At 37.9% G+C, this 13,308-nt stretch carries 13 protein-coding genes; all 13 read right to left on the bottom strand.

All coding sequences use genetic code 11. The features are described from left to right. Positions 1 to 56: 56 nt before the first annotated feature. Complete coding sequence (locus BCER98_RS12515; RefSeq protein WP_012094911.1) at positions 57 to 1,757, bottom strand: proline--tRNA ligase; 1,701 nt, start codon at positions 1,755 to 1,757, stop codon at positions 57 to 59. A gap of 148 nt (positions 1,758 to 1,905) precedes the next feature. Further along, positions 1,906 to 3,162 carry an RIP metalloprotease RseP gene (gene rseP, locus BCER98_RS12520; RefSeq protein WP_012094912.1) on the bottom strand — a complete coding sequence of 419 codons (1,257 nt, stop codon included), beginning with the start codon at positions 3,160 to 3,162 and terminating at the stop codon, positions 1,906 to 1,908. A gap of 17 nt (positions 3,163 to 3,179) precedes the next feature. Next, entirely contained in the window at positions 3,180 to 4,322 is a 1,143-nt protein-coding gene (dxr, locus tag BCER98_RS12525; RefSeq protein WP_012094913.1) for a 1-deoxy-D-xylulose-5-phosphate reductoisomerase, read from the bottom strand. A gap of 20 nt (positions 4,323 to 4,342) precedes the next feature. Next, a complete protein-coding gene (locus tag BCER98_RS12530) occupies positions 4,343 to 5,134 on the bottom strand; it encodes a phosphatidate cytidylyltransferase (protein ID WP_012094914.1) in 792 nt (263 codons plus the stop codon). A 17-nt stretch (positions 5,135 to 5,151) separates the two neighbouring features. Beyond that, on the bottom strand, positions 5,152 to 5,928 hold the full coding sequence (locus BCER98_RS12535) for an isoprenyl transferase (RefSeq protein WP_012094915.1): 777 nt from the start codon (positions 5,926 to 5,928) through the stop codon (positions 5,152 to 5,154). Positions 5,929 to 6,013: 85 nt separating this feature from the next. Beyond that, positions 6,014 to 6,571, bottom strand: a complete 558-nt coding sequence (gene frr, locus BCER98_RS12540) for a ribosome recycling factor (RefSeq protein WP_012094916.1) — start codon at positions 6,569 to 6,571, stop codon at positions 6,014 to 6,016. A gap of 2 nt (positions 6,572 to 6,573) precedes the next feature. Continuing rightward, on the bottom strand, positions 6,574 to 7,296 hold the full coding sequence (pyrH, locus tag BCER98_RS12545) for a UMP kinase (protein WP_012094917.1): 723 nt from the start codon (positions 7,294 to 7,296) through the stop codon (positions 6,574 to 6,576). Positions 7,297 to 7,362: 66 nt separating this feature from the next. Further along, positions 7,363 to 8,250, bottom strand: coding sequence for a translation elongation factor Ts (gene tsf, locus BCER98_RS12550; protein WP_012094918.1), 888 nt, complete (start codon positions 8,248 to 8,250; stop codon positions 7,363 to 7,365). 83 nt (positions 8,251 to 8,333) lie between these two features. Continuing rightward, positions 8,334 to 9,035, bottom strand: a complete 702-nt coding sequence (rpsB, locus tag BCER98_RS12555; RefSeq protein ID WP_012094919.1) for a 30S ribosomal protein S2 — start codon at positions 9,033 to 9,035, stop codon at positions 8,334 to 8,336. 453 nt (positions 9,036 to 9,488) lie between these two features. Further along, entirely contained in the window at positions 9,489 to 10,268 is a 780-nt protein-coding gene (gene codY, locus BCER98_RS12560; protein ID WP_012094920.1) for a GTP-sensing pleiotropic transcriptional regulator CodY, read from the bottom strand. Positions 10,269 to 10,344: 76 nt separating this feature from the next. Further along, positions 10,345 to 11,736: an ATP-dependent protease ATPase subunit HslU gene (gene hslU / locus BCER98_RS12565; RefSeq protein WP_012094921.1), complete on the bottom strand. Its 1,392-nt coding sequence runs from the start codon at positions 11,734 to 11,736 to the stop codon at positions 10,345 to 10,347. 22 nt (positions 11,737 to 11,758) lie between these two features. Further along, positions 11,759 to 12,301, bottom strand: coding sequence for an ATP-dependent protease proteolytic subunit HslV (hslV, locus tag BCER98_RS12570; RefSeq protein ID WP_012094922.1), 543 nt, complete (start codon positions 12,299 to 12,301; stop codon positions 11,759 to 11,761). Between the two features lie 43 nt (positions 12,302 to 12,344). Beyond that, complete coding sequence (xerC, locus tag BCER98_RS12575; protein WP_012094923.1) at positions 12,345 to 13,244, bottom strand: tyrosine recombinase XerC; 900 nt, start codon at positions 13,242 to 13,244, stop codon at positions 12,345 to 12,347. Between the last annotated feature and the right edge of the window lie 64 nt (positions 13,245 to 13,308).

A 13,308-nucleotide genomic window follows, 5' to 3' on the forward strand; every position in this document is an offset into this window, starting at 1 on the left:
GGTGAGGGCTCATAATCAGTGGGGATGAAGAAAACCCCACTGATTAAAGTTTCACTTTATTTTAAAATATCGGCAATATACGTGTGAAGATCCTCCACTTTTACTTCTGCGGATTCGTTTGTCGCACGCACTTTTACTTCTACAATTCCTTCGTCTGCTTTCTTACCAACCGTTACACGAACTGGTAGTCCAAATAAATCAGCGTCAGCAAATTTCACGCCTGCACGTTCTGTACGATCATCTAGCAATACTTCATATCCTTGCTCTTGTAATGAAGTGTAAATATTTTCAGCAACTTCACGTTGTACATCAGACTTCATATTAACTGGAATAACATGTACATGGAACGGTGCAACCGCTTTTGGCCATACTAACCCATTCTCATCATTAAATTGTTCAGCAATCGCCGCTACTGTACGAGAAACACCGATACCATAACAACCCATAATAAGTGGTTTTGTTTTTCCGTTTTCGTCTAAGAATGTTGCATTCATTGCTTCACTATAGCGCGTTCCTAATTTAAAGACATGACCAACTTCAATTCCGCGAGCAAAACGAATTGTACCTTTTCCATCTGGAGACTGATCGCCTTCTTGAATAAATCGTAAATCTGCGTATTGATTTACTTTAAAGTCACGCTCTGAATTTACATTTACATAATGGAAACCTTCTTCATTTGCACCGCAACAACCATTTACAATTGCCGCTACAGCATGGTCAGCAATCACTTCTACATCCTCTGCTATCCCAATTGGTCCTAAAGATCCTACTTCGCAATTTAAGAGGCTTCTTACCTCTTCGTACGAAGCAAGTTCGACAACTGAAGCGCCATATACATTTTTCACTTTTACATCATTTACTTCATGATCTCCGCGAACAAGTACAACAACAAATTTTTCATCTACTTTAAATACCATTGTTTTTATACACTGAGATGGTTCAATGTTTAAGAAAGCAGATACTTCTTCAATTGCTTTTTGATCTGGCGTCGCTACCTTTTCAAGCGCTTTTTCCGCTTCATCGCTCTTTGTATAAGTAGCAACAACAGGAGCCATTTCAATATTGGCTGCATAATCAGATGTATCAGAATACGCGATTGTGTCCTCTCCTACATCGGATAATACCATAAATTCATGAGTATCTTTACCACCCATAGCACCAGAATCCGCAATAACAGCACGGAAGTTCAGACCACAGCGAGCAAAAATATTAGAATACGCTTGGAATAAGCGATCATACACTTCATCTAAACTTTCTTGTGTTGCATGGAAAGAATACGCATCTTTCATTAAAAATTCTCTTCCGCGTAATAATCCAAAACGTGGGCGTTGTTCATCACGGAATTTCGTTTGAATTTGATATAACGTTAAAGGTAATTTTTTATACGACTTAATCTCATCACGGACAAGATCTGTAATCACTTCTTCATGCGTTGCTCCTAGTGCAAATTCACGATCATTACGATCTTTCATACGCATAAGTTCAGAACCGTAAGAATACCAACGACCTGATTCTTGCCATAATTCTGCTGCTTGCAATGCAGGCATTAATAATTCTACTGCTCCTGCACGTTCCATTTCTTCACGAATAATGTGTTCTACTTTATGCAATACTTTTAACCCTAATGGCAGAAAACTATAAATCCCTGAAGCATTTTGACGCATAAAACCTGCACGAAGCAGTAACTGATGACTTTTAATTTCAGCATCTGCTGGTACTTCTCGTAATGTAGGACTAAACACCATACTTTGTTTCATCTATTCGCACCTCTTTATTTTACTCAAATACATAACAAACCCTCACCTCAAATTCGGCGAGGGATCTCAACTCAGTGTTCAATTCATTTCATTCAACATCCATAGCGGACATGATGAAATTCACACTCACTATTCATTTGATTCTATTTTACAAGAAAAACTTTCGAATGTCATTCCACGTTACAACTAACATGAGTAACATCAATAAAGCAAATCCTATAAAGTGAACCATGCCTTCTTTTTGACGGTCGATTGGCTTACCTCGCAACGCTTCGATTAAGAAGAAGAATAAGCGCCCTCCATCAAGAGCTGGAACTGGTAATAAGTTAAATAAACCAAGATTTATACTTAAAACTGCCGCCAAGCTTAGAATACGTATAACACCATAGTTCACCACTTGATCTGTTAAATTATAAATCCCAACCGGACCTGATAAATCATTAATAGAAAATTGACCGGTAACTAATTTTACAAGGGAATCAAAGATGAGTTTTGTCCATGTATAAGTCTGTTCAAACCCTGATTTAATAGAACCGATAATAGACTTTTCTACTAAAGAAGTTACGCCAATTCTACCAACCTTTTCCTTCCCTTCTTGATCAGCTGTTGGCGTAACTTTTACATTAATTTGTTCATTATCCCGTTTTACATGAAGCGTAATTTCCTTATCGGGACTTTCACGGACAATAGTTACAACATCTTTCCAAGTCGGTGTATGTTTCCCATCAATCGCTTGAATCATATCATTTGGTTTCAAGCCCACTTGTTCAGCTATACTCCCCTTCATTACCTGCCCAATGATCGGCTTATCGGCAGGAACACCTTGTATGAATCCGATGATGACGAAAACAACAAATGCAAGGATGAAGTTCATAGCTGGTCCTGCAAAAATTGTTAATGCTCGTTGTCCCAATGTTTTAGAACCAAATTGTCTATGAAATGGCGCAATTTGGATTTCCTCTCCAGTTGAAATAATGCGAGCTTTTTCATGCACACGGAATGTTTGAATTTCTTCTTCGTATTCTTCGTAACCAGAGATTGTAAGGTTATGTTCTAAGTCCACCTGTTCTACTTCTATGACGCGGACATTCGGATATTTTTCCCGATTATCTAAAACCAACTTTACAACTTCTTCGTTTTCATTTAATACCAGTCCAACCTTTGTACCTGGTTTTAATTCAACTGTTTCTGCATCTTCACCAGCCATTCTAACATAGCCGCCAAGAGGCAATAATCGAACTGTATAAACCGTTTCATTCTTTTCAAAGGAAAAGATTTTTGGTCCAAAGCCAATCGCAAACTCACGACATAAAATCCCTGCTCTTTTTGCAAAATAGAGATGCCCTAGCTCATGGAAAAATACGAGTGCACCAAAAATTAATATAAAGGCAATCGCTGTATTCAATTCCATAACCACCTTTGCTAAATTTGTTCCATCACAAACCGTCTTGTGGCCGCATCAATTTCTTGAATTTCCTCTAAGCTCGGACGTGCAATGACATTGTGATGGTGCATTGCTTTTTCAATGAGGTCTTCTACTGTTAAGAAACCGATTTTCTTTTGTAAAAAGGCCGCTACAGCCACTTCATTTGCTGCATTCATTACAGCCGGCATGCTTCCCCCCATCTTTCCAGCTTCATATGCAAATCGTAAGCAACGAAAACGATTTTGATCCATCTTTTCAAAATGCAATGTTCCTATTTCCCATAGATTTAGTTGCTTCGTATCTGCAAGTGGCAATCTATCAGGATATGTAAGTGCATATTGAATTGGTACACGCATATCTGGTGAGCCAAGCTGAGCCATTACACTACGGTCTTCAAATTCAACCATAGAATGTATAATACTTTCTTTATGTAGAACAACATCGATTTGCTCATAAGGGATGCCGAAAAGCCAATGTGCTTCGATTACTTCCAGCCCCTTATTCATCATTGTAGCAGAATCAACTGTAATTTTCGAACCCATTGACCAGTTTGGATGACGAAGCGCATCCTCTACAGTCACATGATGTAACTCATCTCTCGTTTTATCACGAAAACTTCCGCCTGAAGCAGTTATAATTAATCGAGAGATTCGCTTTTCATTTTCCCCATTCAAACATTGAAAAATAGCTGAATGTTCACTATCAACTGGTAATAGCGATACGTTATGCTTACGTGCGGCTTCCATAACAATATGGCCCGCAGTTACTAATGTTTCTTTATTTGCAATTCCGATTGTTTTTTTCGCCTCAATTGCACGAAGTGTTGGTAATAATCCAACACTACCTACAACAGCATTTATCACAACTTCTGCACGCGGATGAAGCGCTACCTCTAACAAACCTTCATTCCCATGTACAACCTTTGTATTTCCTGCAATAGCTTGTAACTTGATAACATCATCTTCTCTTTGGACAGAAACAAGCTCTGGAGAAAATTCTTGAATCACTTTTACTGCATAGTCAATATTTTTCCCTACAGAAAATGCAACGAGACGGAATTGATCTGGGTGCGAACGTAGCACATCCAATGTTTGTGTTCCGATTGAGCCACTTGCCCCTAATAAACTAATGTTTTTCATAATTCCAACCCCTCGTTCATTTATGAAATGAAATGTAAAAAGTGTAAAATTGGCAATACAAATAACCAACTATCTGTTCGATCCAAAATACCGCCATGGCCTGGCAAAATTGTACCGGAATCTTTCACACCGTAATGACGTTTAAATGCTGATTGTACTAGATCACCAATTTGTCCAAATATTGAAATGGCAATTGTTACAATAATTAACATTGCAATGTTCTCTTGAACTTGAAAGAATAGATTGTACACAAATGCAACAACAATTCCACAAACAATTCCACCTAGTGAACCTTCTATTGTTTTATTTGGACTAATTTCTGGCCATAACTTTCTCTTTCCAATTGCTTTCCCTATGAAATATGCTCCTGAATCCGTTGCCCAAATAACAAATAATGCATAAAACACGTAATGGATTCCTGCTATTCTTGTCTCATTTAAGTATAAGAATCCCATTGCAACATACGTTGTTGCCATTAATAAAAATGCAGCATTATCAAAAGTAAATGTATTCTTTGAAAGGACTGTATATGATAAAAGTAGTAAAACAATCAAAAATGTGATTTCTAATTTATCTAACCCAATCCAATCAAACGCTCCTATCGTATTACTTGGAACTAAAATAATCCATAACAATACCGCAGCTAAAACTGTTGGCACTGAAATAAGTGGAAGCTTGTTCATACGAATCAATTCATACAATCCAATTGAAGCTAGTGCATACACTAAAACTGTAAAAGGCAACCCTCCGTAAAATACGATGGGAATGAATAGTGCGGCAGCAATCACTCCAGTAATAATTCTCTGTTTCACTACCAAACCCTCTCTTTCTAAACGCCTCCGAATCTGCGCCCTCTCTGTTGAAAGTCAGTAATCGCATGCAGCAAATGTTCCTCGGTAAAATCCGGCCAGTACACATTTGTAAACCAAAGCTCTGTATACGCAATTTGCCATAACATGAAATTACTGATACGCACTTCCCCACTTGTACGAATAAGCAAGTCTGGGTCAGGTAAAGCACTTGTCATTAAGTAGGAAGAAATCATTTCCTCATTGATATCTTCTGAACGCACTTTTCCTTCTTCGCTATCTTTCATCATATGTTGCACAGCCGAAACGATTTCATCGCGACTTCCATAGTTTAACGCAAAATTAAGAATTAATCCCGTATTCTCTTTTGTATCTTCCATAGCTTTTTCCATCGCTCTGCGCGTATGCATAGGAAGGCGATCTTTTTGTCCAATTACTCGAACTTGTACATTTTCTTCAATTAGTTCTGGCAAAAATGTACCTAGAAATTCTTCTGGAAGCTTCATTAAATACTCAACTTCCTTTTTCGGTCTTTTCCAATTCTCAGTAGAAAAAGCATAAAGAGTCAACACTTTCACATCAAGTTTACTAGCAAATTTCGTAATCTTCTTTACGACTTGCATCCCTTCATGATGTCCAGCAATACGAGGCATCGCTCTTTTTTTTGCCCACCTTCCATTACCATCCATAATGATTGCAATATGCTCTGGGATGTGTCCCTTTTTTGCTTCTTCTATGAGATGGTCAAACGATGTGACCTTTTTACCTTTAAAAAAAGGAAACTTTTTTAACATCATTCATACCCTCCAACAAGCAGACGTATGCCAAAAAGTGTAAAAAGACCCCCTTAAGAAGAGGGTCATATTTGCGAAGGTACCGCTATTACACTTCCATGATTTCTTGTTCTTTGTTTTTTGCGATTTCGTCAACTTTTGCAATATATTTATCTGTTTCTTTTTGGATATCTTCTGTATATCCTCTTAAATCATCTTCTGTCATTTCACCAGCTTTTTCAAGCTTTTTAAGTTCATCGTTACCGTCACGACGAACGTTACGAATAGCAACTTTTGCATCTTCAGCATATTTCTTTACAACTTTAACAAGTTCACGACGGCGCTCTTCTGTTAATGCAGGGAATGCAATACGAATTACTGACCCATCGTTAGAAGGATTTAATCCTAAATCTGCTTTTAAGATTGCTTTTTCAATATCACCAATAGAAGTTTTGTCATAAGGTTGAATAACAAGTAGACGTGCTTCTGGAACAGTGATGTTCGCTAATTGCACAACTGGTGTTGGTGCACCGTAGTAATCCACTTGTACTTTGTCTAGTATAGACGCGCTAGCACGACCAGCACGAACTGTTGCTAATTCACGAGAATAAGCAGCAACTGCTTTTTCCATTTTTTCAGTTGACGATTTAATTACTTGTTGTCCCATAGTTATTTCCCCCTTACAATTGTTCCGATATTTTCGCCTAAAACAGCACGTTTAATATTTCCTTTTTCCATAATCGAGAATACAATTAATGGAATATCGTTATCCATACATAATGAAGAAGCTGTAGAATCCATTACACCTAAACCTTCTTTTAATACGTCTAAGTATGTAAGTGATTCATATTTTGTAGCTGTTGGATCAACAGATGGATCTGCGTTATATACGCCATCCACATTATTTTTTGCCATTAAAATAACATCCGCTTCAATTTCTGCTGCGCGTAATGCTGCAGTCGTATCTGTAGAGAAGTATGGGTTACCTGTACCGGCTGCGAAAATAACAACGCGTTTTTTCTCTAAATGACGAACTGCTTTACGACGAATGTAAGGCTCTGCTACTTGACGCATTTCAATTGACGTTTGAACACGCGTTTGAATGCCCATGTTCTCTAAACTGTCTTGAAGAGCTAATGAATTCATTACTGTCGCTAACATGCCCATATAATCTGCGCCTGCGCGGTCCATGCCCATTTCACTTCCGATTTTCCCACGCCAAATGTTACCGCCACCAACAACAACAGCAACTTCAACATCAAGTTCTGCAATTTCTTTTACTTGCTCCGCAACTGACTTAATAACAGCTGGGTTAATTCCAAAGCCTTTTTCACCAGCTAAAGCTTCACCGCTTAACTTTAATACTACACGATTATATTTCGGTTTAGTCATAATGAACCTCCAATTACTTACATCTTTATTTTAAAAAAGGGAACACAATGTGTTCCCTAATCTGTATTAGTTGTTACCTTTTACTTGGTTCATTACTTCTTCGGCAAAGTTGTCTTCACGCTTCTCAATACCTTCACCAACAGCGTAGCGAACAAATCCTTTTACTGTTCCGCCTTTAGATTCAACGAACTGACGAACTTTCATATCAGGGTTTTTAACGAATGCTTGGTCAAGTAAGCAAATCTCTTCGAAGAATTTACCTAGACGACCTTCAACCATCTTAGCAACGATTTTTTCTGGTTTTCCTTCGTTAAGAGCTTGTTGAGTTAATACTTGACGCTCATGTTCAACTTCTTCAGCTGTTACAGCATCGCGGTCGATATATTTAGGGTTAACTGCTGCAACGTGCATTGCTACATCTTTAGCAGCTTCTTCATCAGTAGTACCTTCAAGAACTGTTACTACACCGATGCGTCCGCCCATGTGTAGGTAAGCACCGAATGCATCCGCATCAGTTTTTGAAACAATTTCAAAGCGACGAAGAGTAATCTTTTCACCAATTTTTGCGATTGCTTCGTTGATGTGCTCTTCTACTGTTTTACCGTTCTCATATGATTGAGCTAACGCTTCTTCAACAGTTGCAGGCTTGTTAGCTAATAAGTGAGCCGCTAATTCTTTTGTTAAAGCTTGGAAACCTTCATTTTTCGCAACAAAGTCAGTTTCAGAGTTTAATTCTAAGATTAAAGCTTCGTTACCTTTTGTTTCGATATAAGTTAGTCCTTCAGCAGCGATGCGGTCTGCTTTTTTAGCAGCTTTAGCAATACCTTTTTCACGTAAGAAATCAATTGCTTTCTCCATATCGCCATTCATTTCTGTTAAAGCTTTTTTGCAGTCCATCATACCTGCGCCAGTTTTTTCGCGAAGTTCTTTTACCATTTGTGCAGTAATTGCCATGCTTTTCATCCTCCTAAAATATGTATTTATACCTTAAAAAAAGGTGATAAAAGGCCGAACCCCTTATCACCTTTCCAAATTTGTTACGCAGTAACAGTTTCTTCACCTTGTTTTGCTTCAAGGATTGCGTCTGCCATTTTAGATGTAAGAAGTTTTACAGCACGAATTGCATCATCGTTTGCTGGGATTACGTGATCGATTTCGTCTGGATCACAGTTTGTATCAACGATACCGATGATTGGAATGTTTAATTTGCGTGCTTCAGCAACGGCGATACGCTCTTTACGAGGGTCTACTACGAATAATGCACTTGGAAGACCTTTCATATCTTTAATACCGCCTAAGAATTTTTCAAGACGCTCTAACTCTTTTTTAAGTTGAACTACTTCTTTCTTAGGAAGTACATCGAATGTACCATCTTCTTGCATTCTTTCGATGTCTTTAAGACGTTTAATACGTTTTTGGATTGTTTGGAAGTTTGTTAACGTTCCACCTAACCAACGTTGGTTTACGAAGTACATACCCGCACGAGTTGCTTCTTCTTTAATCGCTTCTTGCGCTTGTTTTTTTGTACCTACGAATAAAATGTCGCCACCTTCAGCAGCGATGTTACGCATTACGTTGAAAGCTTCTTCAACTTTTTTCACAGTTTTTTGTAAGTCGATGATGTAAATACCGTTACGCTCTGTGAAAATGTAACGTTTCATTTTTGGGTTCCAACGACGTGTTTGATGTCCGAAATGAACACCAGCTTCAAGCAATTGCTTCATAGAAATTACTGACATAATTTAGTTCCTCCTAAATGGTTTTTGATATCCTCCGTCCGCTTCATCTTTAAGTGAAACTACAAAAGTAGCACCAACACTTAAATCAGCAAACGTGTGTACTTTGTACTGACACCACTGATTACTATATCATAATGAAATATCACAATCAAGCCGAAAATACAATCAATGTAAAACTTTCTTTTTACTTCTGATTGCATTCACCTGTTTCCTCAATATAATTACAGTATAGCCACTCTTTTTCTTTTCAAAACTTTATATAAAGTAGACTAGAAAGACGGAAACGGAGCCGTTACTTTTTTACAAGGATTCCACCTTAGAATTTCTCCACCAGTTGCCTGTCGGCTACTAGGCGATTTGGCTCTTACCTAAGCTTGTCTTTCACTAGCAAGTAAGCTGGGCACGCAAAACAAAAAAGCTCTCCTCATTTTTGAGGAAAGCTTTTTACTTACATTAGTTTGTTTTTAATTTTGCAAGTTCGTGTAAGAATTTGTCATTTAATACTTTAATGTATGTTCCTTTCATACCTAAAGAACGCGATTCAATTACTCCCGCACTTTCTAATTTACGAAGTGCATTCACAATTACAGAACGAGTAATTCCTACGCGATCAGCAATTTTACTTGCAACAAGTAAACCTTCTGTTCCGTTTAACTCTTCAAAGATATGTTCAATCGCTTCTAACTCACTGTAAGATAGAGAGCTAATCGCCATTTGAACAACAGCTTTGCTGCGAGCTTCTTCTTCAATCTCTTCTGCTTTTTCACGTAAAATTTCCATACCTACTACAGTTGCACTGTACTCAGCAAGAATTAAATCATCATCTAAGAATTCACGACCTAGACGAGCTAATACTAATGTACCTAGACGCTCACCACCGCCCACGATCGGCACGATTGTCGTTAAGCCTTGCCCGAATAAATCTTTGTTTTCTACAGGGAAAGCTGTATATTCGCTATTTACATCTAAATTTGAAGATGTTTCAGTAACGTTGAATAAGTTTTGTGTATATTCCTCTGGGAATTGACGCTCTGCAAGCATTTGTTTCATACGCTCATTCTCGATTTGTTGATGGATTGCATATCCTAGTAATTTACCGCGACGGCTCACAACGAATACGTTCGCTTCAATTACTTCACACATTGTGTCAGACATTTCTCTAAAGTTTACAGGTTTTCCTGCTGCGCTTTGTAATAAAGCATTTAATTTTCTTGTTTTTGCTAATAATTCCATTTCAAAAGTTCCTCCTACATGTTACTCACATATTTTTCATCACTTGGAAACTAGGGCGAGTCACCTGATGATACTATTACAAAATAAACTGGCTCACATCTTTATTTTTGGCAATTGTCGCTAATTTCTCCTCTACATATTGAGGTGTTATCGTTACTTTTTCTAACGTAATTTCAGATGCTTCAAATGATAAATCTTCAAGAAGCTTCTCCATAATCGTATGAAGTCTTCTTGCTCCAATGTTATCTGTATCTTGATTAACTTGATAAGCAATCTCAGCAATCTTACGAATAGCTTCGTCAGAAAATTCAATTTCTATACCTTCAGTTGCCAACAGCGCTGCATATTGCTTCACTAAAGCATTGTCTGGCTCAATAAGAATCTTCACAAAATCGTCTACGGACAATTTCGTCAATTCCACTCTTATTGGAAATCTACCTTGCAATTCCGGAATCAAATCAGACGGTTTCGACATATGGAATGCCCCGGCTGCAACAAATAAAATATAATCTGTTTTTACTGATCCATATTTTGTAGCAACATTTGCCCCCTCTACAATCGGTAAAATGTCACGTTGCACACCTTCACGTGATACGTCTACGCTATTCGACTGCTTACCAGCAATTTTGTCAATTTCATCAATAAAAATAATTCCGAGCTGTTCAGCACGATAAACAGCCTCTTGTGTAACTTCATCCATATCAATTAAGCGCTGTGCTTCTTCATTTGTCAAGACTTTTCTTGCTTCTTTTACAGAAAGTTTTCGTTTTTTTGTTTTTTTCGGCATAAAACTTCCTAGTGCATCTTGGAAATTCATCCCCATTTGTTCCATTCCAGTTCCTTGTAACATATCAAACATGGATGACTGTTGTTCTGTTACTTCAATGGATACAATTTCCTCTTCAAGTAATCCAGCAGCAAGTTGTTTCTCAACTTCTTGACGTTTCTTTTGGATTTCTGTATCATCTTGTGATTCAGATGTTTGATTTACATTTTGATTTCCACCAAATAACATTTCTAATGGATTTTTGAACCCTGTTTGCTTTTGGGGACTTGGTACTAAAATCTCAACAAGACGTTGATTTGCTTGCTCTTCCGCCTTATCTTTCACCTTTACCATCATCTCTTCTTTCACAATACGAACAGATGTTTCGACAAGATCCCGCACCATAGATTCTACATCACGACCGACATATCCAACCTCTGTGAATTTTGTCGCTTCAACCTTAATAAAAGGAGCGCCAACAAGCTTCGCCATGCGTCGTGCTACCTCTGTTTTCCCAACACCTGTCGGACCGATCATTAAAATGTTTTTCGGCGCAATTTCATCACGTAAATCTTCCGGTAACTTACTGCGACGATATCGATTTCGAAGCGCAACCGCAACCGCTTTTTTCGCGTCTTTTTGACCAATGATATATTGATCTAATTTTTCCACAATTTGCCGCGGAGTAAAATGTAAATGCATATAAAATGCCTCCCTTACGATTCTACAATTCTTCCACAATTATGTTGTGATTTGTATATACACAAATATCGCCAGCAATTTCTAGACTCGCTTTCGCGATCTCTTTCGCCGTTAAATGTTCGCTCGCATGCCTTTTTAATGCGCGCCCTGCAGCTAATGCATAATGCCCCCCTGAACCAATCGCTAAAATACCATCATCTGGTTCTATTACTTCTCCTGTACCTGAAACAAGAAGTAAAGTCGTTTCATCCATAACGATCAGCATCGCTTCCAATTGACGCAACATTTTGTCACCACGCCATTGCTTTGCCATTTCAACAGCAGCTCGTTGTAGATTCCCGTTATACTCTTCTAATTTCCCTTCAAACATTTCAAAAAGAGTAAATGCATCTGCAACGGATCCCGCAAAGCCTGCTAACACTTTCCCTTGAAATAATTTTCGAACTTTGCGAGCTGTATGCTTCATTACAACGGCATTCCCAAATGTCACCTGTCCATCACCAGCCATGGCACACTTTCCATTATGATGAATTGCAAATATCGTTGTAGCATGGAAATTTCCCATAGAAAAAACTCCTTTTATATGTTTTTCTCGCTTTAAAAGCAATTTATGCTCGTGGGTGATGCTTCATGTAAACAGAACGTAACCTTTCTTTCGAAACATGCGTATAAATTTGTGTCGTTGATAAATTTTCATGACCTAATAGTTCTTGTACCGCGCGCAAATCTGAACCTTCATCAAGCATATGTGTCGCAAATGTATGCCGCAGCATATGTGGACTAATTCGCATCGTAAGAGAAGTCTTCTTTATTAGCTCATTTAAAATATAGCGCACACCTCGATCTGTTAACGGGACCCCCTTCGCATTTAAAAACACCATTTGAGAGTATTCCTCTGTTTTTTTAGCTAATTGTTTTCTCCCGTTTTCTATATAAGTAATTAAAGCATCTTGTGCATAACTTCCGAACGGAATATATCTTTGTTTTTTCCCTTTTCCCATCACCAAAATTGTTCCCACTGAGAAATCAATATCTGTAAGCTTTAAAGTTACACATTCACTCACGCGAATTCCCGTTGCATACATAAGTTCTAATAACGCTTGATTTCTTTGCCCTAGCGGGGTCTTCGTATCAGAAACTTCAAACAATTTCTCCAGCTCTTCAGCGTATAAAAATTTTGGGATTGACCATTCTTTTTTTGGGAGTGACGCAAGTGCAAACGGATTATCTTCTCGGTATCCTTCACGCATCAAAAAACGATATAAACTTCGTAAGCTTGATACTTTCCTTGCGACAGATTTACGGGCTAATTTTTCATCATGCAATGTTGTTAAATATAACCGAACATCGACGTATGTAACATCTAAAAAAGAGGATATACCTTCTCGTTCCATAAATTGCACAAAATGTTCTAAATCGTTTTGATAACTTGCAATTGTATATTTTGAATAATTTCTTTCAATTTGTAAATATCCAACGAATAATTGTAACAATTTCTTCACATTCACATAAATCACCCCAATAAAGGCTACTAAATCGTATCACAACTCAGTAGCCTTTGCAAGAAATTTA

The sequence above is a fragment of the Bacillus cytotoxicus NVH 391-98 genome (assembly GCF_000017425.1).
Classification (GTDB): Bacteria; Bacillota; Bacilli; order Bacillales; family Bacillaceae_G; genus Bacillus_A; species Bacillus_A cytotoxicus.

Bases quoted from the DNA above. Each gene is read 5' to 3' on its own strand.
- BCER98_RS12515 (WP_012094911.1), bottom strand. From the start codon at position 1,757: ATGAAACAAAGTATGGTGTTTAGTCCTACATTACGAGAAGTACCAGCA.
- dxr (WP_012094913.1), bottom strand. From the start codon at position 4,322: ATGAAAAACATTAGTTTATTAGGGGCAAGTGGCTCAATCGGAACACAA.
- BCER98_RS12535 (WP_012094915.1), bottom strand. From the start codon at position 5,928: ATGATGTTAAAAAAGTTTCCTTTTTTTAAAGGTAAAAAGGTCACATCG.
- frr (WP_012094916.1), bottom strand. From the start codon at position 6,571: ATGGGACAACAAGTAATTAAATCGTCAACTGAAAAAATGGAAAAAGCA.
- pyrH (WP_012094917.1), bottom strand. From the start codon at position 7,296: ATGACTAAACCGAAATATAATCGTGTAGTATTAAAGTTAAGCGGTGAA.
- tsf (WP_012094918.1), bottom strand. From the start codon at position 8,250: ATGGCAATTACTGCACAAATGGTAAAAGAACTTCGCGAAAAAACTGGC.
- rpsB (WP_012094919.1), bottom strand. From the start codon at position 9,035: ATGTCAGTAATTTCTATGAAGCAATTGCTTGAAGCTGGTGTTCATTTC.
- codY (WP_012094920.1), bottom strand. From the start codon at position 10,268: ATGGAATTATTAGCAAAAACAAGAAAATTAAATGCTTTATTACAAAGC.
- hslU (WP_012094921.1), bottom strand. From the start codon at position 11,736: ATGCATTTACATTTTACTCCGCGGCAAATTGTGGAAAAATTAGATCAA.
- hslV (WP_012094922.1), bottom strand. From the start codon at position 12,301: ATGGGAAATTTCCATGCTACAACGATATTTGCAATTCATCATAATGGA.